A 25,119-nucleotide genomic window follows, 5' to 3' on the forward strand; every position below is an offset into this window, starting at 1 on the left:
GAGAATAGCAGCCAAGGAATAAAGGGTGTGACAAAGGCGGATTTGGTAGTTGCGCCCTTTTCGTTCACGTCCACTCTAGTGGGTCTAACTTATAATAATGTTTCAATTGCCGATAAAGTGCGGTATGTTTCCTCACCATTTGCTCAGGTTTTTCAAAGAACGTCTCTGTCGCTACAGCAAAAAATTCAGCCGGATCAGTCGCACCGTATGTATTCATCACTGTTTTTCTCCCGCGTTGAGCATCACGTTGTAATTGTTCATACTCTTGTGTAAATACCTGCGCCCACATCTGATAATCGGCTTTAGAGTCTAGCTTGGGTACACCGTTAATCATACCATCAGTTTGATCGAGCTGATGGGCAAATTCATGGAGAACCACATTATGTCCATCCTGCCAATTCTGGATATCATATTCGATTTGCTGCCAAGATAGGACAAGTTGATCTCGTGTCCAAGATTCCCCCAGTCTCACTTCATCTCTTTCTTCTACAATATAATCACTGATTCGCTTGGTTGGTTTGACTCGGTACGCGCTGGGATAAACCAAAATTGAAACTAAATTGGGATAATAGTTCCCTCTATTATTCAGTAAAAGCAGACAAGCTTGAGCAGCAATCGTCAGTTTTATTTCTTCAGTAATCTGTAATCCTATACAGCCAATAAACTGTTTTTCAGCTAAAAAAACAGCCATGTAACCCTGGAGGTTTTGTTGTTGGGATTGAGGTAGACGGTAATAAAATGGCAAGATTTGCTCGATAAACATTTGCCAACGCCGAGGAAACGATTTATTTTGGATGCGGTTCCGTCGCCATTTAGTCAGAAGTGGACTTAATAGAACCCCAGCGCAAATCCCAACAATAATTACTAAAACAATAATAGCTTCAACCATATAATTTATTTTAAGTTGTAGCTTTCACCGGATGCCCGTCCCCCTTCCGTCACCCTATTAGATCCCCCTTCCATCCCCCTTAAAAAGGGGGAAACCAAAGGATGCTTCGCTTTTTTTGCACAGGGGGATAAAGAAGGGTGGGAGAGGGAAACAAGAAGTGAGGTTAATGGATTACTTATACTCCAGGAAATCATGGAGAATTTCATCGGGTTCATCCTCGATATCTTTCCAATCCTCAGATACCTCAGATGCGATCGCGGATTGTTGGGTTGGGATAGTATTAGCCTTTTCCTGACTCAGCGCCGCGACTTGGTGGCTGAGGCGGTCTACTTTTTCGGCGAGGGTATCCAATTGTTCAACGGTAGCATAGCGTTTGGCTTCTTCGCCTAGCTGTAAAAATTGAGTCAAGATTTCCACAATCGCCGAGTCAAGGGAGTCAAGTTGGTTTTTCTCTTGGTAGGTTATCAAAGATTGGTAGAGGGAATCGGAAATAGAAACACTAGGAAGCTTCTTGTTAGAATTCATAAGTTTTGCCCTTCAAACTAGAGTACAATGAGGTAATACAGCTAATTCACTCGTGAAAACTATCATTATATCGGGACTGGTGTTAGCCTTCGCGATCGCCTGTCATTCTCCCTCTCCCTCTGAGCCTAAAGCTTCCGTCAGTACAGCTCAAAGCAGTACGGACAAATTAGCGTCGAACCTTAGCCAAACGACTTCTGGTTCTGAACCCTCAATTGTTGACGATAACCCAACCGTTGGTAGAGTCAAAAGTATGGTTAATGGTGACCTAATGTGTTACGTTACCCTGGTTGATGAAAATAATAGTGAACATGAAATCGGTGCAACATTTGAGATCTGTGCCAATTCTAACCTATTTCTAAATCAAAAAGTACGCCTTGTTTATGAGAGAATTTCCGTTAATGATTGCCAAAGTATTGAACCCTGTGGTAAGACACGAATAGAGTCTCTGATTACCCAAATGGAGACGGTTAGAGACGGAAACTCACAAACATTAAGTAATGGTGAGTGGACAATCACGATTGGGAATCGAGAGTCTTGGTCAGGAGTGAATGGAACCGGAAATCTGAGCTATCGGGGATGTGATTCCCAAGGTAACTGTATTGATTTAACAGGCGGTAAAGTGACCTGTCGCGATGGACTCTGTACAATAGGATGGAGAAATGGGGATTATTTTTATGTAATTGAACAACCTATCGATAATCCAGATCGTCCTGAAACAGCAGAGAGTTCAACAAGACTTATTGTCCGTAAAGGTTCTGAGGTAATCCTAGAAACGACAGGATTCCAACTTGTCTCTCCTTAGCCTTTGCCTACTCAGAATTATCTCCATTACTCGTTAAATTCTGTACCTTTTAAACGTCCCTGCCGAACTTCAGCTTCCGAACTATCCGCATAAATACTCGTGGAAATCACGCGATTTGTGACCTCCTCTAAATAGGAACGCAGGAACGTAGGGTGGGTTAGGCGGGATTTAAATCGAAGCGATAATCATTTAATGGAGTATCCGCCGTAACCCACCGATATTAACTGAGCGGTGTATTCTTTAATCAATATTTCAGATAATGACTCTTAATTTTATTGGGTTTCCTGTGTTAAGCTGTCATGCATTTAAATTGGGCATGGGTAGCGAGCAAGATGCAAAGCCTGCGGCATGGCTTCGCTTAACGCACTACAGGGAAGGGATTTCGCGATTATTAACATTAAGGTTTAAATGCCGAACATGTTAACCTAACCTACAACTACTAAAATCAAGGAATAGATGGCATAGTTAAATTGGGCGCACGTCAGTGCGCCCCTACCATTTTAATTCATTTATGCCGATTGTTGCACAGGTAAATCAGCCGTCTTCCAGGCACTCCAGGAACCGGGAATATTAATCACCTGGTCAAATCCATCCAGTCCTTCGGTGTTAATTTGTTCTAAAACTAATGCCATGATTCTTGCTCCGATTAAGCCTTAACTTGCTTTTGAATGCTGTGAAATATAGGTTTTGAAGAATTCTTTCATTGGAGGCGATTTCTCACAATCAAAACCCATGCTTTTCCCTTTTTCCATGGCTTGTTCTGCGGTCATTCCCTCACGAGTTGCCACATACATTAATGCCATCATCCCGGAACGTAACCCACTCTTGCAGTGAATTAGGGCTGGCTTGGGCAGTTCCTCGATTTGTTGGAGAACTTGGCTTACCAGTTCCTCGGTTAGGGCGTCGGGTTTAACGGGGATATTGACATACTGCAATCCGGCGGCTTCGGCTTGCTGCTTTTCATCGCTAGCGAACCCCTCTTCCTCACGCGATCGCAGATTTAATACCGATTTTACCCCCGCTTGAGCCGCTTGTTGCAGTTGTTCCGGCGTCACCTGATTGGTGGCTACGGTTAAGTTATCGTTAATCTTTTTGGCGTTTTCCATGAACGTCTAACTCCTTGTTAAAATGCTGATAGTCTAATTGAAGTGGGTATAAACAAACACATTGACTCAGGTTGGATATTCCCAAAAAAATTCTCGATAAAATTTGCAGAAATTTTATCCTTCCTAGGTGTCCACATTCAATGTCACATTAGATATACCAATTTATGCTTATGTAGGCTATTTATATTCCACTCATACTCATAGTCTTGGCTGAAAATAGGCACAATTCATCTAACCTGAGAAGGATATTTATTTCTACCTAAAGATAGTTGTTATGTGGAGAGAATGCTGATTATTTAAGGTTTAAAGGTTTAGAAACTTGGCTCTATAGTCTTGAGTTCACTGTAACGTCAGCCGCAGGTTAACTCCCTGATGAGGGTAACAGAATTGAGCTAACGTAGTTATTCACTTGTTTATTTTATTTACACAGAATTTAATGTAGAAATCTTATTAAAGTGTTAGCCTGAAAAGAGAGGGTGTTTGAATCAACGCCAAACCCAAACTTGAAGCGTGGCGGATATGTTCATTTAAGCAATGACAATATAGAAACAGAACTTGTCAAATACCCTCTGAGCAGACTCAAGAGGACGAAAAAATGAATATCAACCTACCCAATAAAGCCGTTATTGGAGCAGTAGTGATTGCGGGTTCAACCCTGTTGGCACTGGGAACCAGTCCCTTGTGGGGCGAAAAAGCAACAGAGGCATCGACTCTACTATCAAATGGTAATGCTGGAATCACAGCGAACACCAATCAAGAGCTTGCCCAATCGCCTCCCGACACCCCTAGAGGTCGAGGACGCTGGGGACATGGACATGGACATGGACATGGACAGGGACACCCAGGTCGAGGACGTTGGGGACATGGACGAGGGCGACAGGGACACCGAGGTTTGGGCAACCGAATGTATAACCCAGATAGCGTGGAAACTATCACGGGTGAAGTAGTTAGTGTAGACCGATTCACCTCCAATCGCGGACGGTCTCAGGGTATGCGTATGCAGATGAGAACGGGTAATGAAACCGTTTCTGTCCATTTAGGTCCAGCTTGGTATTGGCAAAACCAAGGGATGACCATTGAACCAAATGACCGAATTCAGATTCAAGGTTCCCGAGTCAATATGGCAGGAACCCCCGCCATAATTGCGGCTCAAGTCCAAAAAGGAAACCAAGTCCTGAGGTTAAGGAATGAAAATGGGGTTCCGGTTTGGAGTCGGAGACAATTGCCCCAGAATTAATGCCGAGTTGCATTAAGGAAAGTCGGGGCGGGTTTAGTCGCATCTGGGTAAACCAGAAGCGATAGTTGTCAAACCCGCCCCTAAATGGGCGCTATGATGTTCTGCGATTTGGCATCAGTGTTTGTGTTGATTCCTCAGAACTTTAGTGATTTTTTTCCACTTTTCCTTCTCGGCTAAGGAGGCTTTTTGGTCTTGTTTCCTGGCTAAATAGTGAAGTTCTTTTTGCAGTTTTTGATAATTCAGGAAACGCTGCTCATCAAGGGTGCCATTTTCCAAGGCTTGTTGCACAGCACAACCGGGTTCGTCTTGGTGTTTACAATTACGAAAACGACAGTGCTGGGCTAAGGTGTCGATATCGGTAAAGGTATCGGCTAAACTTTCCTCGTCTGCCCAGATCTGAAGTTCCCGCATCCCTGGAGTATCGATCAGCAAACCTCCTGAAGGCAGGGGAATCAATTGGCGATGGGTAGTGGTATGTCGCCCTTTACAATCGTCCGAACGGACTTCTCCAACCGCTTGCACGACTTGACCAATTAACTGGTTCACCAACGTCGATTTGCCGACGCCTGAGGAGCCGAGTAAAGCAACAGTTTGTCCGGGTTTTAGGTAAGGTGTTAAGGCTTCTAATCCCTGATTTTTGACCGCACTTAAAATAATCACAGGTACACCAAAAGCGATCGCTTCAACAGCCTCTCGCTTTTCAGCAATATCTTCGCCTAAATCCGCTTTATTGAGGACAATTACAGGATTCGCGCCGCTTTCCCACACCAGAAGCAGGTAGCGTTCAATGCGCCGCAGATTAAAATCCCCATCCAAACCAGAGACCAAAAATATCGTATCGATATTGGTGGCAATAATTTGGACTTCGGTTTTTGCGCCAACGGTTTTCCGCGAAAATTGACTTTTCCGGGGCAAAATGCTATGAATTATCGCCTGTTTACCTTCATTGGTGAGGCGAATCACCACCCAATCTCCTACAGCCGGAAAGTCCTGGCGTCCAGTTGCTTGGTAGCGCAGTTTGCCGATAACCTTTGCTGAGAGTTCGCCTTGTTCGGTGTAGAGACGATAAGTATTTTTGTACTCTAGGGCAACTCGACCAATGGTGTAGCTTTCTTGCCATTGGGGATTGAGGCTGTTGGCAAAAAATTCACTCCAGCCTAATGAGTCTAAATTCATTGATTTCCTCAGTGTCTGTTGCTTGATTTGAGCAAGGCGCACAGAGGACTTTTGACGTTCGTTAGCCTGAGAAACGACGCGATCGCGTCAAACCCTCTGTGGTTGCCTTGAGTTGTGTGATGGGGGTGAAAATGGTTACAAGCTCAGACATAGAGTTATCCTTCTGGGTATTTCCCGATTACAGATTTATGTATTATACTACAAAAGTCATAATGACTTAGTAACAGGTAGCTTAATTACAAACTCTGTTCCTTGAGGATGATGGGAATGACATTGAAGCTGCCCCCCGTGTTTATCTACAACAATCTGATAGCTAATCGACAATCCTAAACCCGTTCCTTGACCGACAGGTTTTGTCGTAAAGAACGGGTCGAATATTCGAGATTGAACCTCTGCCTTGATGCCAGCACCGTTGTCAGCAATACGAATAATTACCGAATTGGGTTCAACGAATTCTGTGTGAATCCAAATCATCGGTGAGGGGTGATGATTTATTGGGGATAGGTGATTGCTATTTCCTCTGTTGGCTGAAGGGAGTCCTGATAAATAGGCAGGATTATGAGCTTCGTCAAGGGCATCAATGGCATTGCTTAGAATATTCATAAACACTTGATTGAGTTGACCCGGATAACATTTGACTAACGGCAGTTGACCATAGTCTTTAACCAGTTGAATCGGAGGACGATTTCCCTGTTGGGTCAGTCGATGTTTTAAAATTAGCAGGGTGCTATCGATGCCTTGATGGAGATTCACCTGCTTGCACTCGGCTTCATCGAGTCGGGAAAAGTGACGTAAGGATTGGACAATTTCACTGATGCGACGAGCGCCTTCTTGCATTGAGGCGAGAAGTTTGGGGAAATCGGTGGCAATAAAGTCTAGGTCAATATAATCGATGTATTCGGCAATCTCAGCAACGGGTTCGGGATAGTGTTTGCCATAGAGTTGGACTAGGTGTAGCAAGTCTTGTGCATAGTTAGAGGCGGGAGCAATGTTGCCGTAGATGAAGCTAGTGGGGTTGTTGATTTCGTGTGCTACCCCGGCGACGAGTTGCCCCAAACTAACCATTTTTTCATTCTGTACCAGTTGGGCTTGGGTGCGTTGAAGTTCTTGCAAGGCTTGCTCGAGTTGCAAGGCTCTTTCTCGTTCTTGCTGAGTGATTAAGTGCAAGGCTTCTTGGGAACGTTTGCTCTCGGTGATGTCGGAAAATGAGGTGACAACGGCGTAGGGTTGGCTGTCTTCGGGATTAAACAGAGGTTGAGAATTCATGCTAATCCAGGTGATATTATGTCTTTGTTCTTGGCATATTTGCTCCTTGTGTCGTAATTTCAGCCCTCCGCTTTTTGCCTTGTTTCCAGCAAGAGGTGAGTCGTTCACTGGACAAGGTAGGAGTGATGCTTCGGGTGGGGAAATCCCCATAATTACTCTGACTTGGGGTTTTCCTGTGCGTAAGGTTACCATCGCGGGATGGTTTTGGCTGGGGAAGGGAGAGCCATCTTCCTGAATGATTTGTCCCCCCCAGTTCATCCCGATTTGTCCGAGTATCTGTTGAGCAGAACGTCCTAAAATGTTTTCGGCACTGACATTACAGGCAATAATCTGACCGTCAGCTTGCTGGAGTATAATTCCCTCAGACATGGCGGTGACGACGGAACGATATCGTTGTTCGCTGACTCGTAGTTCTTTTTCTATGCGTTGCCGCTCGATGAGTTCCGCCTGTACTTTAGAATATAGCTCCGATTGTTGGAGTGCGATCGCGACTTGGGTGGCTAATTGCTGTAATAGCTCAATTTCGTAGGATTGCCAGTGCCGTTGACTACGACAGTGATGGACGATTAATAAACCCCAGAGTTTTTCTCCTAAAATAATCGGTACGACTAAGTTGGCGATAACTTGGAAGGGTTCAAGTAACTGGAGATGACAAGGCTGTAAACCTGCGGTATAAATATTAGCGATCGCACTGACTCGACCTTGCTGATAGAGTTGAGCGTAGTCTTTGCCAAAACAGGGGTCATCTAGGGTGGTGTTGAGAACGGCTGTCCAGGGTTCCCCCACTGACTCGACGACAATCTGCCCACTCCAGTCTGGATTGAAGCGGTAAATCAACACTCGGTCTGTTTCTAGGAACTGTCGCACCTCGGTGACGGTGGTGTCGAGAATTTCATCCAAGTCTAAGGATTTGTGAATGCGTAAGGCAATTGCCCCGAATAACCGTTCCCGTTGTTGCGCTGCGACGCGATCGCTGATATCTAGTAGAGTACCGAATAGTTTATGCACCTGACCCTGGGCATTGAAAATTGGTTCTCCTTGGGCGAAAAGATGGCGGATAAACCCATCAGGGCGTAGGATGCGAAATTCTAGTTGGCAGGATTTCCCCCGAACAAGCTGGTGAACTGTTTTTTTCCAAGCCTTTCTATCATTGGCATGAATCGTTTGTCGATGTTCTGAGAGGGTGAGTGTGGGTTGTCCTGGAGAGAGTCCATAAATGCGGAAGGTTTCATCCGACCAAGTAATGTCTTGGGTGGCTAAATCGAATTCCCAGCTTCCCACATGGGCAACGCTTTGAGCTTGAGCAAGATGGGTTTTTTCCTGCCAGAGTTCCGCTTGGGCTTTTTGACGTTCCTTAATTTCGGCTTCGAGTTGGGCGGTGCTGGGGATTGTCAGGGCTTGGGGAAGTAGTCGGACAAGTTCTGCTGCGGTTACTACGGAAATCAGGGCAGTCACGGCTTTTATCCAACCGGATAACCAGTAATTCGGATGCCACAGCGTCCAGATTTCCATAATATGGGTCGTACCACAGGCAATGATGAACCCACTAAATAACCAGAAAATCCAGTTAAATGGGACATCGCTTCTCTTGGTGACAAAATAAGTTAGCGTTAGGGGAATGGAGTAATATGCCAATGCGGTGAGAAAGTCAGAGATTAGGTGTAACCCCACTAATCCCGGCTTCCAGAGGTAGCAATGTCCGTGGGGAATGAAAAATTCTGCCAATACCATGGTGGTTATAAAAAATTCTTAAGAAAGATTATTAAAATGGTAGATTCAATGATTATGCTGTTATTTATACTCTACTCTTTCTTTATCTGGCAAACGGGACAAATCATTACTGTTCCCTGTGACACACCGAGCGTGTTACCGAGCGAAGTCGAGGTAAGTCGAGGTGTTCCCTGTTCCCTATTCCCTGTTCCCTATTCCCATACTTATTCAGCCAGCCCTACTTCTTAAACGGCAAATGATAAGGGAAAAAATAACCGCAGATAAGCTGACAAAATAGCTTCTCCCCAAAAAACCGTCAATCCTGCACCTAATGCCAAAAATGGTCCAAAGGGCATTGGTTGTCGCCGATTTAGCCAACCCATTGCCATAGCACCACCGCCAGCGAATGCGCCGACTGCACAGGCTAAAAACCCAGCTAATAGTAAATACTTCCATCCTAACCAAGCCCCCATCATGGCGGCTAATTTGGCATCTCCTCCGCCCATGGCGGTTTGCCCAAAGACGATAGAACCGACTAGGGTGATGATGTCAAATAACCAAATTCCCAACACTGCACCGCTTATTCCGGTCATAAGTTGAGCCGATATATCGGAAAGTTGAGCTGTTTGGAAAAAAGCGAATGCGCCTTGAAAGACTATACCCACAACTAATCCCGACTGGGTGAGTGAGTTGGGGAGTGTCATGGTATCGAGATCAATTAAGGATAGGGCTAATAACCAGCTTAAAAATGCCCAATAGCCAAAGGTTTCTATGCTTAAGCTATAGTGTATAAAAACTAATAAAAATAAGCATCCGGTGATGGCTTCGACTAGGGGATAACGCCAAGAGATGCGACTACGACAATGACGACAGCGCCCTTTTAACCATAACCAACCGAGGATGGGGATGTTCTCTCGTTTGCCGAGTTTGTGTAAGCAATGAGGGCAACGGGAGGGAGGGAAAAGAATGGATAAATTGGCAGGTAGGCGATAAACAACTACGTTAAGAAAGCTGCCGATAGATGCGCCGAGGGCAAAGACGATGAAAGCGGTGATGATGATAATTAAAGTATCCATGGTGAATCACGTTGTAGGTTGGGTGGAGGAACGAAACCCAACGAGTTTGAGGTTAGGCATTGTTCACTAGCCTTAAGTTGGTACGATTTACTGATAATATAGCGGTACTAAGACAGGTTAGGACATTCTTTACTGTTCCCTCTGGGACTAATCTGTTCGGCATTTAAACCTTAATGTCAATAATTGCGAAAGCCTTGTAGTGCGTTTAGCGAAGCCATGCCGCAGGCTTTAGCGAAGCCATGCCGCAGGCTTTGCATCTTGCTCGCTACTAATACACAATTTAAATGCATGACAGCTTAACTGATGTCCTAACGTATCCTCGTAGTGCTATAATTTAATTTCTAGCTAAACTTTGAGGTATTTAGGCAAAGGATTAGGGCGAAGACAGCGCAACGACAAACGAACTATTCTACTCTCCATAACCAGGATTTGGAGTGGGGTTCTTCGGTTAATTGATGATTGGTTTTAATTCCTTGTTTCAAGGTTTCAGTGGGTCGATAGACAAAGATGGGAGAAAATGTATTTGGAATTTGGGGAATTCCAGGGGGGAGAACCATCTGGAGATGAACGTCTGGATTCAGGGAATGACTGAGAGAAAACATAATTCCCGGAATTTTATCACTAACCACTAGGGGATTTTTGGCTTGATTGACAATTTCAGCCACTTGGGGATTATATCGACTTTTACTATGACTTTTGTGCCACCACACCGGAAATTGGGCGCTGACGATACAGGAGATAATACCACAAAACAAGAGTGCGATCGCGCCGTATTGCCAGCGCTTCAAATGCTTTGTATTGCCGTTGATTGCCGTAGTTTTGGCGGTGATTAAATAAGCGACTGCTATCTGAATTCCTAAATAACTGGGAATGGCGTATCGGGTAATACTAGAACGACGCCCCCCTAAAATGACATCGGGTCCAATCAGCGCCATTCCGGTAACACCAATTAAGGTGATAATAAACACCCAAGCGTTGAGGGGGGCTTTGCGGTAAAGGTAGTATAATGCATAGCCTGCTAATAACGCACTCAGATAATGCAGTGGACTAAATGGGCTGGTTCCTTGATTCACATCAAAGAAAATTCGACTCAGATTTAACCCCCAAAATAAGGGTAAAAATCCTTCTCGATTCAAGTTAACCGAGGCGGTATTGTCTACGAATTTGGAAAAATGGCTAATCACAATCCCTAGCCAAGGTAAAAATAGGAGTAGCCCGAATAGAGACGATACTAAATACTTCGTTAGTTTGCGACTCCAGCGAAATCCTTCAGTGACTAAAACATAAATACCATGTCCAATAGACACGAAGGCGGAAAAGGGATGAGTATAAAGTCCCAGCGCCACAGTTATTCCGTAAATTCCCCAACTCGGTAAGCTTTTTAATCGCATGGCTCGCAATAATGCCGCACTTGATAATAGAATGGTCACTGTCCACAAACTATATTCTCGTGCTTCTTGGGCGTACAAGACATGGAACGGGGAAATCGCTAGAATAGCAACACCAACCCAACTTACTGTCGATAATCCGAAGAGTTCCCAACATAACCAGTACATACAAGGAAATGCCAGAAAACTGATTAACACGGATAAGAAGCGAATGGTGACAACTGAATGACCAAAGCGTTGCAACCAGAACCGTGCCATTAGATAATAGAGGGGCGAATGTTCGGGATTCCCGGCTAAGGCGTTAATCGTGTCATTGAGATCTTTTTCTGGCGTGGGATACTGATATCGCTCTAAGAACGTTGCAACTGGAATCACTTCACCGTCGAACGCCTGCTGGATGACTTCGGTTTGGGTATACCCAGAGATTCGCATCGAGGTCATTGTCTCATCGTACCAGTAAACCTTGCGATCGAGGTTATAGACGCGGAAAACTATCCCTAGTACGATTACGGCAATCAGTAAATTGCGCCATCCGGTTGGACTTAACGGTAATTTTTTTAACATCATTCATCAATCTCACCCACGCGCCTTATTATAAGATTAATCAGGTGTGCCGTTTTCATCCAAGTCTGAAATCATTTCCTCATACCCTAACCTTAATTGGCATAATTCATTTATTCAAATAAAAATTTTATCAGATATTTGATAACACTGATTTCGCTAAGTAAGGAGAATAGGTAGTGGTAGGGACTTGGCAGGTTATTCCCACTGATTTCTTCCCACTGATTTCACAGAGGTGTTAGCTCTCCATGGGACTAAGGATGAAAAGATGATTGCCCCCGGATAAAAAATGATTAGCTTGTGGGAGGACTATTTCCTCGTCTGTGTCAATCTGTGTGCTTCACTATTTGTTGTTCTGTCTGTGCTATTGCGTCTGTGTAATCTGTGTTTTTGTCAAGTCTTGGTTATGATTTTTATCGTAAGTTTAAAAAAATACATGCGTCCAAGGGAACATTGGCAGTGAGGCGAAAACTAGAAATTATACAAAGTTTTACGAGAATTCAAAAGTTTTAGCTTGGTCTAGATGATTGAAACTTACAAAATACCCACAATAAATACTATACCTTAAAACCGCACAATTGTCTCACAATCGCCGTAACCCTTGAAAATTCGTAGATTATTCGGAAAAAGGGGTCTAAAATAAGCTATTATAACGTTTTGTTGAGACAATACTCTGATTGGAAAATTCAAACCTTTTAGGGAGGAAGGAATAGTTTAAATTATCAAAACTTGACAAGTTGAGCCAAAACGATATCGAGTTAAGCTACAGATATAGCACTACGCATTAGGGTTAGGACAAATTAAGAAAAATGGAAATTGAACGCTTTAAACTTTCAAAATCAGCCAAAGACCAACTCACTAAACTCAAACGCTATACCAAAATTGATCAGTGGAATATTCTTTGCCGTTGGGCGTTTTGTCGTTCTCTGGCGGAACCGACTCAACCTTCACCTGTCCCGATTCCGGCTGACTCGAATGTGGAAATGACGTGGCGGGTGTTTGGTGGCGAATTGGCTGATATTTTGTTAATGGCGCTGAAACAACGCTGTCATAATGATGGTTTAGGGTGTGATAAGGATACTCTGACTACTCAGTTTCGCCTTCATCTCCATCGGGGGATTGGGTATTTAGCGGGTGATCCCACGATTAAGACAATTGAAGATTTTATTGAAATTGCGAATAGGCATTGACACTCCCCGCCCATAGCTAGGCTATGGACGAGGATACCTTCTTCTCTGGCTCACCGTTAGACGACAGGATTGCTCCAACCGCCCAAGAGGGTAAGTCTCCCCAAGCGTAATTTCCGACATGCCTACAATAAGCTTGACATTGGGTTTCAAGAGCTGTTTGACAATACCTAAATCTTGATTAGATGGAGCGGCAAAATATTTAACCGGGTCAGAAGCCACCCCTTTTTGATGAGCGACATAAAAATGATAAAGTCCTCGATAAATCATCTATAAAGAGATACGGTTAAAAGGTAAAGAAAGTTCAATGGACTTAAACCGACTCACCCGCATTGTTCAGAATTTACCAGACTTTGCCAATGTACGCGATCGCAGACGCTTAGTTGCAGGGGCGTTAGAAAGTTTACCCCAAGTTGCGTGATGGCTGGGATTACTGGAAGCAGAGCGCGATCGCTAAAATAAAGGTAACTTTCAATTATCCCTGTACTCTATGACTCGTCAGGAACTGGAACATCAGCTTCTTCGCCTATCCCCTGCTGACAAAGCAGACATCATTCAGAGTCTGACCAAAACTCTGAGAACGGGCGGCAAAGGAATCAGCAAAACTCCAGGTATTTGTGGTGGAGAAGCCTGTATTGCCGGAACCCGAATTGCCGTTTGGTTATTAGTTGAAGCCCAACAGCTTGGCATCAGTGAAGCCCAACTTCTACAAGACTATCCTCACATCAGTGCGGCTGATCTGGTCAATGCTTGGGCGTATGCTGATGCTCATCCCGAAGAAATGGCAGCAGTGATTCGTGCCAATAATGAGGTTGTTTAGCCAATGGCACGTTTGTATGCTGATGAGCAGTTTCCACGGGACGTTAGTGAACAGCTTCGGACAATGGGACATGATGTCTTGACTGTGCAGGAAGCGGGAAATGCTAACCTAGGAATTCCTGATGAAGAGGTATTAGCATTTGCTGTCAGCAATAATCGGATAGTTATCACCCTCAATCGCCAGGATTTTATCCGATTACACAGAATCAATCCTGAGCATTCAGGGATTATTGTTTGTACAAATGATCTGAATCGACCTCGAATGGCAACTCGTATCAACGAAGCGATCGCGGCAGAAGAATCCTTGGCAGGTAAATTAATTCGTGTGATACGCCCTAGCCGTTAAAACCTAAACGAAAAGATAGATTGCATGATAAAATCGGACATTAAAATTGATGTAATTATTATGCTCAAAAGATTTGTCATACTTTGGCAGTCTTTTTGTTAGGACTTATGCCAAGCCTCTATGTGTAGGGTGTGTTAGCGTAGCGTAACGCACCTTTGCCACGATATGTGGTGTAGCAGAAGTTCTGTTTGCCCTCAATAGTAGGCAAATGCGGAGAGGCGATCGCGTGGCAATCATTCAGTATTCAGGCGAACACCTGACGAAAATCTCGATAAGGATAGTTAGGCAATGGTAATAAGTAACGATAGCATTGAAAAATTATTACCTCTACTCAGACCCTATTTACGGGATGAGAATGAGCGTCGAGCCTATTTGATCAGGGCGTTAGGCATGGATACACCTGTTTTGAATCGCCTGGTTTTAAATACACCTGTGGATTCTTTCATCACAAACATGGTGACGGAACTGGTACGTTTAGGAAAAATATCCACTGGTAAACTAGCACTTTGCGCCTTGTTGGAAGTAATTCGTAAAGATATGGGTTTAGACAACCAGGCAAAAGTAGATACACTACTTCAACAACTGCGAAATGAGTTAACTACAGAAACCTCGATAGCAATGATGCCATCTCCTAAACGTGATCAAGTCTTTATTAGCTATAGTCATAAAGATAAAGTCTGGCTGAAAGAACTCCAGACTATGCTTAAACCGCTAATCCGGAGTAACAAAATCTCACTTTGGGATGATACCCAAATCAAACCCGGAGCCAAATGGAGAAACGAAATTACCCAAGCTCTCGCCGCCGCGAAAGTTGCTGTATTAATGGTAAGCTCAAACTTCCTGGCATCTGACTTTATTGCTGAACAAGAACTCCCACCTCTCCTCAACGCCGCAGAACAAGAAGGACTAACCATTATTTGGGTCTATTTGAGTGCTTGCTTGTACGAAGAGTCAGAAATTGGAGAGTATCAAGCCGCTCATGATACGGCTGAACCCCTGGATACTCTTTCACCTGGAGCGCAAAATCAGGTATGGCGGACAATTGGTCAAGCCATCAAAGCTGCTGCAACGGAAACATCGGCAAACCCTTAGATTGCCCACTGTTGTATTCTGACACCGCGTCAGTGGGTCTAAATCAGGTGTCTGCTTATGCACAAAATAGGAATAACAATCAATTTATTGTAGAAGTTCAAACCCAACAAAACGTCCTCCCGATTCCAACGCCGCCTCATTTACTGTTTGATTTGCTGCTAATAATGGATTTTAAGCAGCAGGTGCGGTTGGTGAAAGAAGTCATGACATCATATCAAATTGCGGCTTTCTTGGTTCACGGTGAACCGTACTGCGGACAACAACTTTTGGTGACTCGATTATTCCGGTTGAAACCACAGTGGAAGACAATATCGCCGATTAAAATTGATGTGAGTCATAACGGTGTCGGGAGGAGTATTCGTCATCTGTGGCGACAAGTGGCGGTTTGGTTTGGGTTGCCAAAAGAGGCTGAACCGAAAGAGATTATAGATCGAGTGTGCGATCGCGTTTCCACTCAAGATGTTATTTTTATCTTTTATACCGTGGATTATATGCCGCCTAATGTCCTAGTGGCGTGGCTTCAGGAGTTCTGGGAACCTTTGGTAAAACGGATTGAGCCAGAGTCTTGTCCGACTCCAGAGGCAACCCATCTGTTAATGTTCTTGGTAGACAATAGCGGTAGTATTTGTCAGTCAACGATTCAATTAGCGCAGGAATGGGAGCAACCCGAATATCCTCGGATTCCCTTGCACTTGCCACCTGTGAGTCCATTTCCGCCAGATATTTTAGAGGATTGGCTGGATATGGTGGCGGGATTTAGGGATATACAGATACCTGCGGGGTTAACCGCTCAACTCTTATTAGAAAAGTCAGAAGACGGGAATCCTCAAGACGTCTATGAGGCAATTTGTTGCCACTGCGGCTATGATTGGGAGGGAGAATTGGCAAAATGGTTAATTTAGCAGATGCACTGGCGGCTAGTGGGAAACCATTCTATCAGGGTAAACTCATTTCACCTCAAGCGTGTCAGGAGAATGGACTCACGCCTTATTTACCTTCACCGGAACTGATTAATGCGGTTAATCTGGCTATCTTTCTGGAAAAACGCCCCCTGTTACTCAAGGGTGAACCCGGATGTGGGAAAACTCGCTTGGCGCAGGCGGTGGCTTACGAATTAGGTTTACCCTATGAGCCTTGGTATATTAAGTCTACCAGTCGGGCAAAGGATGGACTCTACACCTACGACGCCGTAAGACGATTACATGATGCTCAACTGGTGCGGATGGGGGAAAAGAGTCAATCGAAAGTTGATGATTTAAACAATTATATTGAAATGGGAGCGCTGGGACGTGCGTTTGCTAATCCCCAGCGCACGGTGGTATTGATTGATGAAATTGATAAGGCGGATATTGACTTCCCTAACGATTTGTTACGAGAGCTTGACGAGCAGCAATTCACGATTGAGGAGACGGGAAAGGAGGTTCAGGCGAATTTCCCTCCGATTGTGTTTGTGACGAGCAACGATGAAAAGGATTTACCCGATGCCTTTCTGCGCCGTTGTCTGTTTTATTACATTGAATTTCCTAATTCACAATTAACCGAGATTGTCAAGGCTCACTTTCCGGAATCCTCGCCGGAGTTAGTCGAGGGAGCAGTGCAGCGTTTTAGGGAACTGCGGCAGACAATGGAGAAAGGGAAGTCAGGGAAAAAGGTGAGTACCAGTGAGTTACTGGATTGGTTTGCCGTGCTGCGTCAATTTCCTCAAGATGAGGTGTTGCAGCAGCTTGAGGGAGAATTGCCGTTCCCGGAAGTGTTGCTGAAGAAATGGGAGGATCATCTACGTTATTTAGGACAATAGTTCGGAGACGTTCCACGGTCACGTCTCGACACATCCATGGTGTTGTAACCGTTTTGGCGGTTATTATACCTCTGAACTCGGAACGTGGAGTTCTGAACTCGGAACGTGGAGTTCTGAACTCGAAACGTGGAGTTCGGAACACGAAACGTGGAGTTCGGAACACGAAACGTGGAGTTCAGAACACGAAACGTGGAGTTCAGAACACGAAACTTGGAGTTCAGAACACGAAACGTGGAGTTCAGAACTCGGAACGTGGAGTTCAGAACACGAAACTTGGACTTCTGAACAGGAACCGTTAACCATGAACCCCAATCAGTTACCACTGCTGACTATTTTTAACAGCCTGCGACAGCGCCATGGGTTACCATTAGGGGTGGATGAGTATTTAGTTGTCTTGCGATCGCTTCAGGCTGGCTTCGGTATCGGTACTCGTGAGGAACTAGAGCAACTTTGCTGTCTACTCTGGGCAAAGTCTGAGGAAGAGAATCGCCTAATTCGACGGCTATTTGAGCAAATGTGGCGGTATTCCCCAGATACTTCTGCTCAACCTAAACCCTCATCCCCATCGCCAGAGTCAGAAGAATCCTCGGCTGAAATACCCGAATCTGAACCTTTGCCTGAATTAGAACCCCAGCCCAATTTGACCCCAGAACCTGTGCAAGCGGTGCAAGCGGTGCGGAGTAGTCGGCGGGATAGAGAATTGAGACGCCCTCGCTATAGCCTACTAACTGAGTATTTCCCGGTGACTCGCCGACAGATGAAGCAATGCTGGCGTTATTTGCGTCGCCCCGTGCGAGAAGGAATCCCCACAGAATTAGATGTGGAAGCAACGGTGGCAAAAATGGGACGTGAGGGTATTTTACTCGAACCTGTGCTGATACCTCCCCGTAAAAATCGGGCGGATTTGGTGTTAATGATTGACCAGGATGGCTCAATGGTACCCTTTCACCAGCTATCACGGCAGTTAGTCGAAACAGCACAGCGCGGTGGACGGTTGAGACAGACCCGTGTATTTTATTTTCATGACTATCCTGATCAGTACCTGTATCGTCATCCCGCGATGTTGAATGCTCAACCCATGTCTGAGGTATTGGAAGAGATTGGAGAACGGGCGGTGGTACTGATTGTCAGCGATGCAGGAGCCGCACGAGGGAATTTTGACGAAGAACGGATTGCAAGCACTAAAGTATGGATTGAGCAGGTACAGCAGTCAGTACGGTATTGTGCTTGGCTGAACCCAATGCCAAATCAATGGTGGCAAAATACCACGGCTGGAGAAATTGCCCGTTTATTACCCATGTTTGAGATGAGTCGTCAGGGAATGAACGCGGCGATTGGTGTATTGCGGGGTCGATATATCGCTTGGGAGAGGATGTACTCATGGCTGCTGTAACATCTAATCGTAACCAAGCCCGTGCTAGGCGAGTTGCAGTTAAACGGGTTGAAGGATTTACCAAGCAATTTGGCGAAGCCCATCGAAACTTGGCGCGTCACGCCGCATTTCCCCTCTCACTCACCCCTGATTTGCTCTATCAAATTTGGGCTAACTTTGTCCCCGAAGCGCCTTGGGAAGCCGTAGCTCATCTGCTGCTGTCGCGCCTGTGTCGGCAGGTGGGGTATGAGATGTATGAAATGGATATTAGCGATCGTAATCTGTTATTGAGGGAATTAAAAGAGCAGTTTGGGCAGGAAAGATTAGACGAACTGGCAGAGTTTTTGCTGGATTATGTAGCGCAGCGACTAACTGATGATGATCCGGATACTCAGGATTTGCGAGAGGCTCAGGAATGGACAGCATTGGCATATACAAAGCCGAACGAACTGGCGCGGGAGTTGGCAGAGGCTTTGAGTGCAAGGGTGAAACAAGAGGAGATAACAGAAGTATTTCGCCTAGCCTCGTTAGTAGAAACCTTTGGGGAACCGTTAGTGCAATCTGGCTTTGAGCCTTTACTAATTTATGCCGATGGAATGACAACCTTTGCTCGTGGTAATCGGGAAGGTGCAGCGGCTCGATTTGCAAAGTTACCTGTACAGAAAGGTCAGATTGGGATTGCTGGAGTTACTTTAGATATCCCAGTAGAAGAACCAGAGTTGCCCGGAGGTCAAGTCAACTTAGCTTCAGCCTTTTATGTCGAGCGTCCCCCCATTGAAGAACTCTGTTACGAAGCCATTTTGCAACCTGGAGCCTTGATTCGGATTAAAGGAAATCGACAGATGGGAAAGACTTCATTGATGACACGGATTCTCCATCATGCCAAACAGCAAGGCTATCGAACAGTACCATTGAGCTTTCAATCGGCAGATGAGGATATTTTGGCAGATTTAGATAAGTTCCTGAAATGGTTGTGTGTCAGTGTAGGACGGAAGCTGAAGCTAGAAAATAAATTAGCGGATTACTGGGATGATAATTTGGCTAGTAAGTCTAGCTGCACAGCTTACTTTGAGGAGTATTTGCTGGCAGAATTTGATCAGCCATTGGTGTTAGGATTAGATGAAGTAGATCGAGTATTTAAATATCCAAAAATTGCTCCCGATCTTTTGGGTTTACTACGATTTTGGCATGAGGAGTCCAAAACAATTGAGGATTGGAATAAATTGCGAATTTTGCTATTGCATACAACACAAATTCCTATTTTCAATATCTATGAATCGCCGTTTAATGTAGGTATAGCGATTGATTTACCGGACTTTAACATTCAGCAGGTGCAGGACTTGGTACAACGGCATAGGCTGAATTGGAATACTGCAAAAGTAGAACAGCTAATGGCAGTGATAGGAGGGCATCCTTATTTAGTACGGGTAGCTCTCTATCATATTGCTCGACAGGAGACTACGCTCGAACAACTATTGCAAGCTGCACCTACAGACGATGGGGTTTATCGTGATCATCTACGACGACTTTTATGGAATTTAGAACAGCAACAGGAGTTAGTTGATGCTTTTCAGAAAGTAGTGGCTACAAACAGCCCAGTAGAATTAGAATCGAGCAATGCTTTTCAGTTACAAAGCATGGGTTTAGTGCATGATCAAGGTAATGCTGTAATACCTCGCTGCGATTTGTATCGTCAGTATTTCCGTCATAAATTCAATAAGCAACGTGTTGAGGCTTAAATTTCTTTATGGAAAAATCAAATTATCCCGAACTGGTGCAAACAATCATCAAGTCACACTTCGCCCAACTTCCAGATGATGCAACTGAAGTACAGTTGATTCTTGATATAGAACGCAATCACTACTTATTAATGCTCGTGGGTTGGCACAACCAACGACGAGAGTATGGTAGCCTAATTCACATTGATATCAAGGATAACAAAATTTGGATTCAGAGTGATGGAACAGAAGTAGGAGTCGCCAACGAATTAGTTGAGGCTGGAGTACCACAGACGGATATCGTATTGGCGTTTAAGTCTCCCTTCAAGCGACAATTTACCGACTATGCCGTTTGTCATCTTAAAGTTAAAAATTAAAAATAGCAACATCCAAAAAGGAAAAAGCGCAGGTTATAGACTGAATCTATCAAGTTGAGTCACTGACTGTCCCTACGATAGGTGATATTTGTGCCTAAATCCTGTGACATAGTTAATATGTGTATTCCAATCATTTACAGTTGTCAAGGTGCGTTACGCTACCCTACCCTTCGGGAACGCTTCGCGAACGGGAACGCTGCGCGAACGCTAACACACCCTACTGGCGTGGCACACCTTATTTGATGAATTAGAATTGGTTCGTAGTGAGGGAACCTCAGCCCTCTCCAGCTAAGCGTTATAGCACTAAAGTGCTTACTACAAACAAAACCCTATTTTAGCTGTGCCACGACACTACGGGGTGAGACTTTGAACCCGTTTTAACGGGTTTAAGCTTTGAGCCAGAACTTTAGTTCATGGCTTAAGTCTTTCAAACCTCATCCGGATCAATGCCCATTTCTCGTAAACGTTCAGCCAGTTGTTCGGCTCGTTGTTGAGCTTGTTCAGCTTGTTGTTGAGCTTGTTCAGCTTGCTGTTGAGCTTGCGCCGCCTCTTCTTCAGGAGTGAGTAACAACTCTCCCGCTAATGTCGCCCAACGCAGCCACGTTGTTTGAATATCTTTATAGGAACCTTGCCAACGCACTAAGGCTAAACCTAACAGTTGGCTGACAAATCGTCCTTGTTCATCCAAGTCTATGGGTTGATACACGCCACCTTGTAAGCTAAATCCCGCCCAATCCTCTGAATCAAAGGGATTGTACCAAAAATATTCCGGGACTCTCACTTTGTCTTGGTAAATTTGTTTCTTTTCGGTTTTATCTTTGGTAGCCGTACTATCAGAAATTAATTCAATAACAACATCCGGTGCTTTGCCTTCATCCCACACAACCCAACTGAGTCGTTCACCTTTGGGAACTCCCAAAACGACAAAGACATCAGGACCGCGAAAGTCTTGGTTTTTGATTTGAGCCGCACTGAAATAGAGAAACATATTACCGCCAACATAGCCATCCTCTCGTTGAGCCAACCACGCGACAAGAGTATCCCTAAGCATTTGCATTTGCAGAAAATGTCGCTGAGTTTCCATAGGAATATCGTCATCACAGGGTAAGTCATACTGGGTTGGCGGTAGAGCTAAATCAACAGGAGCCGATTCAATTGTGGTTTGAGACATGGTTTTTTCTTAGATTGCGCCTATTTTCTTAACTGTAACGCCTGTGACCAGGCTATTTGAGAGATTGAGGAGAAAACCTATTTAGATTGGGTTGTGTTTTTCAACAAGTTGTGTTAAATGAATAGCCCCGACATCCGCCCGAAGCCCGGAGTTCAAACTCCGGGCTAATAGCTCAAGTCCACTAAAGTGGACTAATATAGCAGTACCATCGTTTCAGGTGTTTTTATTCACACGATGCTATATAAGGCGAACATCGTGTGCCTGGGAACCCGTTTATCGGGATATATGGAACGAAATTTCCATAGAATCTTCCTTCTTCTAGAAGGAAGATTGTCAAGGTGTTTAACCGGACATGATGATCAATACTCCCGTTAGAAATTAGTCCGCGTAGGCGGACTTTGTTTGTGTAGCAGCGATTTCAATCGCCGTGGTTTATGGGGTTACTGATAAAATACTCAAACGCACCGTATCCCCATCCTTTAACGGCGCATCACTGCGAACGACAAACCGTTCCCCTGGCTTTAAACCGGATACAATAGCCACTCTACCCTTGGCGCGATCGCTTATTTCTACTTGACGTGCCTTAACTTTAGAGTCACCCCTATTTTCAACCACGACAAATACGGTTGCTTTCTCTGAGGTTTTATTCGTTTTCGCCGTCTGAGTCTCTCCACGCCCTGACTCTCCGCCAACCTCTAACGCCGTTTGCGGAACTACGACTTGGGCTTGGGTATTTGGGGTAAATTTAACTCTGGCTAAAAGTCCACTCCCAATTTGACGATTCGGATTGGGAATGGTGACTTCTACGGGAATTTGTAAGGCTTCACTATCTGCTGCTGGCGAAATTCGGGTCACTTTTCCGGAAAACGATTCATTGGCAAGTGCATCTAAATGAACTGTCACAGACTGTCCTACCTGAATATTCGCCAATTCTCGATCTGAAACTTGGACTTCTACTTTTACCTGAGAGAAATCCCCTAACTTCAGCAGTTCACTTCCCGGTGTCACCAGATTCCCCGATTCAGTGACTCGTTCTAATACCACACCATTAATCGGGGAGGCGAGTAACGAATAGGATTGACGTTCCTTATTTTCAGCTAAAATAGCTTGCTGCGCCTTTACTCGTTCTTGTGCAGCAGCAACGGCTTGTTGTTCGGTGCGAATTTGCTTGAGGGTGGCTTGCAGGTTTTGTTGGGCGGTGGCGGCGGCGGTTTGGGCTAATTCAGCTTCTTGTCGAGAAATTGCTCCTTCTTGTGCCAGGTTTTGTAACCGTGTTGCATCTACCTTAGCTTGTTGCAATTCTAACCGGGCTTGTTCTGCCCTGGCTTGGGCATTCCCCACCTGAGTTTGGGCGCGGGCGACTTCTGAATTGAGGGCGGCGAGTTCAGCTTGGGCTTCCGTTACAGCCGTTTGTAATAAGGCGTCGTCAACTTGAGCTAAAATTTGTCCTTGTTTAACCCGATCGCCAATATCAACCGCTAGATTCAACACCCGCCCTTCGATTTGAGAGCGCAGGGAGACATCCCGTAGGGGTTGAGTGTTACCTTTATACTCTATGGGTTCTACCACCCATCCCGTTTCTGCGATCGCGGCATTTACGGCGGTACTGGTTTTCTCTTCTGCACCAGGGGGGTTGGGTTGCGCCCCTGCTTCTGTCTTGGGACTATTCCCACATCCCGTGAGAGACGGTACAAGTAAAATAATCCACAGCACCAGAAAACCCCAATAGTTAGGACTGGCTGAATAAGTATTGTGGTGAGGGGAAGCATGTAGAGACGCGCCATGGCGCGTCTGGGAAGCTAGGGGAGCCGCAGACGCTGAATGACTCAATTGATGCTGAGAGTACACGCTTTTAGTTCCCATTAGAGTAAATTTGTCAAGGGGGGTTTTAAAGTTTCTTCATATATCTACTCTAAATGTTACCGCCCATTAATCAAGTTGCCTATCAAAAGCATCGCCACTGGATGAACAGGTCCCTCGCGATCGCACAATCGGCGGGTGAAGCGGGGGAAGTCCCCGTTGGTGCAGTGATTATTGATAATCAGGATAACCTCATCGCTACCGGAGAAAATCGGCGAGAACGCGATCGCGATCCCACCGCCCACGCGGAAATCCTCGCCCTACGTGCAGCCGGACAAGCTTTAAATACTTGGCATTTAAACACCTGCACCCTTTATGTCACCTTAGAACCCTGCGCCATGTGTTCTGGGGCGATTATCTTGGCGCGGCTAGGGTTGCTGGTGTATGGTGCAGATGACCCAAAAACTGGCACAATCCGCACCGTTGCCAATAGTCCTGATAGCGCCTACTCCAACCATCGCTTACCTGTCTTAGCGGGGATTATGGAAACCGAATGTCGAGAGTATCTGAAATCCTGGTTTGCCCAACGACGCCAGCGCGATCTACAATCAACGCTTAACCATGACATTAACAGAACTGTCCCTTCAGTAGACGACAGGGGTAGTCAGACCTCATAAGGTAAGAGTGGAGAGTCGAAACACAAAAAACCCAATCCCTTATGATGCAACTCCAATCCCGTGAACAGAACCAAACTCCCTCAACCTTGGACAAGCCTGATTCAAAGACGGTCAATTCCGCCAAAATAGTTCCCGTCAACTCCAATGTATCCCCTTGGTTAACCTCAATCTTCTATCCGTTGGGGCGTCGTATCCTCATGCCCCTTTATTTTGGGCGGCTGCAAGTGACGGGACAAGACAACATTCCCAAAACCGGTCCGGTTATTTTAGCACCCACCCATCGATCGCGTTGGGATGGATTAACCATGGCTTATGCCGCTGGCAAACCTGTCACAGGAAGGGATTTGCGATTTATGGTGTCGCAAGATGAAATGAAAGGATTACAAGGCTGGTTTATCCGCCGCCTGGGTGGGTTTCCGGTGAATACGAAACACCCGGGAATCAGCAGTATCCGGCATAGTGTTGAACTCCTGCGTCGTGGCGAAGCCCTGGTGATGTTTCCCGAAGGTAATATTTTTCGTCATGGTGACGTTAATCCACTGAAACCCGGTATGGCACGAATTGCCCTGCAAGCCGAATCCAATCAACCAGGTTTGGGATTGAAAATTGTACCCGTTAGCATCCGTTATAGTGACCCTGTTCCTCAGTGGGGTTCTGATATTGACATTCAGATTGGATCTGCTTTAGATGTCGCCAAGTATTGCAACCAGTCAGCTAAAAAAGGCGCTCAACAGCTAACCACGGATCTAGAAATAGCACTGAAACAAGTCGATCAAAAGCTAGAAGTAATCAAAGAAGCTGTTTAAGTTGGTGGGAAAAATTAAAGTTAACGGTAGGGATCGTCATTCGTCAGGCTTAAATCTCCGGCTGGTGCTGTACTATAGGTTGATGTGAATAGTCCTCCCCCTGGGGTTAGAGTTAAATTCGGGGTCACAATAGAGATTGAACTTCCGGGTATTTCCCAGTAGGGTGAGGATGATCCCTGGACGCTTCATGATTCGGTTATTTGGGTTGGACTTGAGAGTA

Annotated in this window: 23 protein-coding genes and 2 pseudogenes; 13 read left to right on the forward strand and 12 right to left on the reverse strand. The window is 45.2% G+C overall.

Annotated elements, in window-relative coordinates:
• Window positions 1-64 precede the first annotated feature (64 nt).
• The gene (locus MC7420_RS13975) at window positions 65-889 is read right to left on the reverse strand and encodes a M90 family metallopeptidase (protein ID WP_006101085.1); all 825 of its coding nucleotides are present in this window, start codon (window positions 887-889) and stop codon (window positions 65-67) included.
• A gap of 171 nt (window positions 890-1,060) precedes the next feature.
• Window positions 1,061-1,414: a hypothetical protein gene (locus tag MC7420_RS13980; protein WP_044207195.1), complete on the reverse strand. Its 354-nt coding sequence runs from the start codon at window positions 1,412-1,414 to the stop codon at window positions 1,061-1,063.
• 52 nt (window positions 1,415-1,466) lie between these two features.
• Between MC7420_RS13980 and MC7420_RS13985 the strand changes: the two genes are divergently transcribed.
• Window positions 1,467-2,216 carry a hypothetical protein gene (locus MC7420_RS13985; RefSeq protein ID WP_006101211.1) on the forward strand — a complete coding sequence of 250 codons (750 nt, stop codon included), beginning with the start codon at window positions 1,467-1,469 and terminating at the stop codon, window positions 2,214-2,216.
• 509 nt (window positions 2,217-2,725) lie between these two features.
• Here MC7420_RS13985 and MC7420_RS43355 read toward each other — a convergent pair.
• Both MC7420_RS43355 and MC7420_RS13990 read right to left on the reverse strand, forming a co-directional pair.
• On the reverse strand, window positions 2,726-2,848 hold the full coding sequence (locus tag MC7420_RS43355) for a hypothetical protein (protein WP_006101095.1): 123 nt from the start codon (window positions 2,846-2,848) through the stop codon (window positions 2,726-2,728).
• 21 nt (window positions 2,849-2,869) lie between these two features.
• Window positions 2,870-3,322 carry a beta-lactamase hydrolase domain-containing protein gene (locus MC7420_RS13990; protein WP_006101290.1) on the reverse strand — a complete coding sequence of 151 codons (453 nt, stop codon included), beginning with the start codon at window positions 3,320-3,322 and terminating at the stop codon, window positions 2,870-2,872.
• A gap of 595 nt (window positions 3,323-3,917) precedes the next feature.
• On the opposite strand from MC7420_RS13990, the gene MC7420_RS41480 reads away from it, so the two are divergent.
• A complete protein-coding gene (locus MC7420_RS41480) occupies window positions 3,918-4,559 on the forward strand; it encodes a hypothetical protein (protein WP_006101105.1) in 642 nt (213 codons plus the stop codon).
• 114 nt (window positions 4,560-4,673) lie between these two features.
• On the opposite strand, the gene rsgA is transcribed toward MC7420_RS41480, so the two are convergent.
• From rsgA to MC7420_RS14015, 4 genes are all read right to left on the reverse strand, one after another.
• Window positions 4,674-5,735: a ribosome small subunit-dependent GTPase A gene (rsgA, locus tag MC7420_RS14000; RefSeq protein WP_044207198.1), complete on the reverse strand. Its 1,062-nt coding sequence runs from the start codon at window positions 5,733-5,735 to the stop codon at window positions 4,674-4,676.
• A gap of 207 nt (window positions 5,736-5,942) precedes the next feature.
• Window positions 5,943-8,732 carry a GAF domain-containing sensor histidine kinase gene (locus MC7420_RS14005; protein WP_006101307.1) on the reverse strand — a complete coding sequence of 930 codons (2,790 nt, stop codon included), beginning with the start codon at window positions 8,730-8,732 and terminating at the stop codon, window positions 5,943-5,945.
• Window positions 8,733-8,956: 224 nt separating this feature from the next.
• Window positions 8,957-9,787 carry a prepilin peptidase gene (locus tag MC7420_RS14010; protein WP_006101128.1) on the reverse strand — a complete coding sequence of 277 codons (831 nt, stop codon included), beginning with the start codon at window positions 9,785-9,787 and terminating at the stop codon, window positions 8,957-8,959.
• Between the two features lie 404 nt (window positions 9,788-10,191).
• Window positions 10,192-11,742, reverse strand: coding sequence for a glycosyltransferase family 39 protein (locus MC7420_RS14015; protein ID WP_044207201.1), 1,551 nt, complete (start codon window positions 11,740-11,742; stop codon window positions 10,192-10,194).
• Window positions 11,743-12,545: 803 nt separating this feature from the next.
• Between MC7420_RS14015 and dndE the strand changes: the two genes are divergently transcribed.
• Window positions 12,546-12,926: a DNA sulfur modification protein DndE gene (gene dndE, locus MC7420_RS14020; protein WP_006101033.1), complete on the forward strand. Its 381-nt coding sequence runs from the start codon at window positions 12,546-12,548 to the stop codon at window positions 12,924-12,926.
• Between the two features lie 16 nt (window positions 12,927-12,942).
• Here dndE and MC7420_RS44090 read toward each other — a convergent pair.
• A pseudogene (locus tag MC7420_RS44090) lies at window positions 12,943-13,047 on the reverse strand (RNA-guided endonuclease InsQ/TnpB family protein); the annotation flags it as partial.
• 2 nt (window positions 13,048-13,049) lie between these two features.
• Window positions 13,050-13,229, reverse strand: a pseudogene (locus MC7420_RS36930) (IS4 family transposase); the annotation flags it as partial.
• Between the two features lie 184 nt (window positions 13,230-13,413).
• Here MC7420_RS36930 and MC7420_RS14025 point away from each other — a divergent pair.
• The 8 genes from MC7420_RS14025 (at window position 13,414) to MC7420_RS14060 (ending at window position 20,445) form a co-directional block, all read left to right on the forward strand.
• Window positions 13,414-13,743 carry a DUF433 domain-containing protein gene (locus MC7420_RS14025; protein WP_006101281.1) on the forward strand — a complete coding sequence of 110 codons (330 nt, stop codon included), beginning with the start codon at window positions 13,414-13,416 and terminating at the stop codon, window positions 13,741-13,743.
• Between the two features lie 3 nt (window positions 13,744-13,746).
• On the forward strand, window positions 13,747-14,088 hold the full coding sequence (locus MC7420_RS14030) for a DUF5615 family PIN-like protein (RefSeq protein WP_006101057.1): 342 nt from the start codon (window positions 13,747-13,749) through the stop codon (window positions 14,086-14,088).
• A 288-nt stretch (window positions 14,089-14,376) separates the two neighbouring features.
• Entirely contained in the window at window positions 14,377-15,180 is an 804-nt protein-coding gene (locus MC7420_RS35190) for a TIR domain-containing protein (protein WP_006101191.1), read from the forward strand.
• Window positions 15,120-16,082 carry an XRE family transcriptional regulator gene (locus MC7420_RS14040; RefSeq protein ID WP_198016460.1) on the forward strand — a complete coding sequence of 321 codons (963 nt, stop codon included), beginning with the start codon at window positions 15,120-15,122 and terminating at the stop codon, window positions 16,080-16,082. The genes MC7420_RS35190 and MC7420_RS14040 overlap by 61 nt, the downstream gene beginning before the upstream one ends.
• Window positions 16,070-16,978, forward strand: a complete 909-nt coding sequence (locus MC7420_RS14045; RefSeq protein ID WP_006101278.1) for an AAA family ATPase — start codon at window positions 16,070-16,072, stop codon at window positions 16,976-16,978. The genes MC7420_RS14040 and MC7420_RS14045 overlap by 13 nt, the downstream gene beginning before the upstream one ends.
• Window positions 16,979-17,279: 301 nt before the next feature.
• Window positions 17,280-18,371 carry a VWA domain-containing protein gene (locus tag MC7420_RS14050; RefSeq protein ID WP_006101258.1) on the forward strand — a complete coding sequence of 364 codons (1,092 nt, stop codon included), beginning with the start codon at window positions 17,280-17,282 and terminating at the stop codon, window positions 18,369-18,371.
• Entirely contained in the window at window positions 18,359-20,089 is a 1,731-nt protein-coding gene (locus MC7420_RS35195; RefSeq protein ID WP_006101284.1) for an AAA-like domain-containing protein, read from the forward strand. Before MC7420_RS14050 ends, MC7420_RS35195 begins: the two co-directional genes overlap by 13 nt.
• 8 nt (window positions 20,090-20,097) lie before the next feature.
• A complete protein-coding gene (locus MC7420_RS14060; protein WP_006101063.1) occupies window positions 20,098-20,445 on the forward strand; it encodes a XisI protein in 348 nt (115 codons plus the stop codon).
• Window positions 20,446-20,872: 427 nt separating this feature from the next.
• Here the strand turns inward: MC7420_RS14060 and MC7420_RS14065 are convergent, their stop codons facing one another.
• Both MC7420_RS14065 and MC7420_RS14070 read right to left on the reverse strand, forming a co-directional pair.
• Window positions 20,873-21,616 carry a Uma2 family endonuclease gene (locus tag MC7420_RS14065; protein ID WP_006101231.1) on the reverse strand — a complete coding sequence of 248 codons (744 nt, stop codon included), beginning with the start codon at window positions 21,614-21,616 and terminating at the stop codon, window positions 20,873-20,875.
• A gap of 432 nt (window positions 21,617-22,048) precedes the next feature.
• Window positions 22,049-23,479 (reverse strand): efflux RND transporter periplasmic adaptor subunit, encoded by a 1,431-nt coding sequence (locus MC7420_RS14070; RefSeq protein WP_006101237.1) that lies wholly within the window; start codon window positions 23,477-23,479, stop codon window positions 22,049-22,051.
• Window positions 23,480-23,532: 53 nt separating this feature from the next.
• On the opposite strand from MC7420_RS14070, the gene tadA reads away from it, so the two are divergent.
• Window positions 23,533-24,093 (forward strand): tRNA adenosine(34) deaminase TadA, encoded by a 561-nt coding sequence (tadA, locus tag MC7420_RS14075; protein ID WP_006101246.1) that lies wholly within the window; start codon window positions 23,533-23,535, stop codon window positions 24,091-24,093.
• A gap of 44 nt (window positions 24,094-24,137) precedes the next feature.
• A complete protein-coding gene (locus tag MC7420_RS14080; protein WP_006101049.1) occupies window positions 24,138-24,899 on the forward strand; it encodes a lysophospholipid acyltransferase family protein in 762 nt (253 codons plus the stop codon).
• Window positions 24,900-25,119 lie beyond the last annotated feature (220 nt).

The sequence above is a fragment of the Coleofasciculus chthonoplastes PCC 7420 genome, from assembly GCF_000155555.1.
In the GTDB taxonomy this organism is placed as follows: domain Bacteria; phylum Cyanobacteriota; class Cyanobacteriia; order Cyanobacteriales; family Coleofasciculaceae; genus Coleofasciculus; species Coleofasciculus chthonoplastes_A.

What these genes read in the sequence shown, in the direction of transcription:
- dndE (WP_006101033.1), top strand. Translation starts at nt 12,546, where the DNA reads ATGGAAATTGAACGCTTTAAACTTTCAAAATCAGCCAAAGACCAACTC.
- MC7420_RS14005 (WP_006101307.1), bottom strand. Translation starts at nt 8,732, where the DNA reads ATGGTATTGGCAGAATTTTTCATTCCCCACGGACATTGCTACCTCTGG.
- MC7420_RS14070 (WP_006101237.1), bottom strand. Translation starts at nt 23,479, where the DNA reads ATGGGAACTAAAAGCGTGTACTCTCAGCATCAATTGAGTCATTCAGCG.
- MC7420_RS14060 (WP_006101063.1), top strand. Translation starts at nt 20,098, where the DNA reads ATGGAAAAATCAAATTATCCCGAACTGGTGCAAACAATCATCAAGTCA.
- MC7420_RS14045 (WP_006101278.1), top strand. Translation starts at nt 16,070, where the DNA reads ATGGTTAATTTAGCAGATGCACTGGCGGCTAGTGGGAAACCATTCTAT.
- MC7420_RS13975 (WP_006101085.1), bottom strand. Translation starts at nt 889, where the DNA reads ATGGTTGAAGCTATTATTGTTTTAGTAATTATTGTTGGGATTTGCGCT.
- rsgA (WP_044207198.1), bottom strand. Translation starts at nt 5,735, where the DNA reads ATGAATTTAGACTCATTAGGCTGGAGTGAATTTTTTGCCAACAGCCTC.
- MC7420_RS13980 (WP_044207195.1), bottom strand. Translation starts at nt 1,414, where the DNA reads ATGAATTCTAACAAGAAGCTTCCTAGTGTTTCTATTTCCGATTCCCTC.
- MC7420_RS14050 (WP_006101258.1), top strand. Translation starts at nt 17,280, where the DNA reads ATGAACCCCAATCAGTTACCACTGCTGACTATTTTTAACAGCCTGCGA.
- MC7420_RS14010 (WP_006101128.1), bottom strand. Translation starts at nt 9,787, where the DNA reads ATGGATACTTTAATTATCATCATCACCGCTTTCATCGTCTTTGCCCTC.
- MC7420_RS14065 (WP_006101231.1), bottom strand. Translation starts at nt 21,616, where the DNA reads ATGTCTCAAACCACAATTGAATCGGCTCCTGTTGATTTAGCTCTACCG.
- MC7420_RS35195 (WP_006101284.1), top strand. Translation starts at nt 18,359, where the DNA reads ATGGCTGCTGTAACATCTAATCGTAACCAAGCCCGTGCTAGGCGAGTT.
- MC7420_RS43355 (WP_006101095.1), bottom strand. Translation starts at nt 2,848, where the DNA reads ATGGCATTAGTTTTAGAACAAATTAACACCGAAGGACTGGATGGATTT.
- MC7420_RS14025 (WP_006101281.1), top strand. Translation starts at nt 13,414, where the DNA reads ATGACTCGTCAGGAACTGGAACATCAGCTTCTTCGCCTATCCCCTGCT.
- MC7420_RS13990 (WP_006101290.1), bottom strand. Translation starts at nt 3,322, where the DNA reads ATGGAAAACGCCAAAAAGATTAACGATAACTTAACCGTAGCCACCAAT.
- MC7420_RS35190 (WP_006101191.1), top strand. Translation starts at nt 14,377, where the DNA reads ATGGTAATAAGTAACGATAGCATTGAAAAATTATTACCTCTACTCAGA.
- MC7420_RS14040 (WP_198016460.1), top strand. Translation starts at nt 15,120, where the DNA reads ATGGCGGACAATTGGTCAAGCCATCAAAGCTGCTGCAACGGAAACATC.
- MC7420_RS14015 (WP_044207201.1), bottom strand. Translation starts at nt 11,742, where the DNA reads ATGATGTTAAAAAAATTACCGTTAAGTCCAACCGGATGGCGCAATTTA.
- tadA (WP_006101246.1), top strand. Translation starts at nt 23,533, where the DNA reads ATGTTACCGCCCATTAATCAAGTTGCCTATCAAAAGCATCGCCACTGG.
- MC7420_RS14080 (WP_006101049.1), top strand. Translation starts at nt 24,138, where the DNA reads ATGCAACTCCAATCCCGTGAACAGAACCAAACTCCCTCAACCTTGGAC.
- MC7420_RS41480 (WP_006101105.1), top strand. Translation starts at nt 3,918, where the DNA reads ATGAATATCAACCTACCCAATAAAGCCGTTATTGGAGCAGTAGTGATT.
- MC7420_RS14030 (WP_006101057.1), top strand. Translation starts at nt 13,747, where the DNA reads ATGGCACGTTTGTATGCTGATGAGCAGTTTCCACGGGACGTTAGTGAA.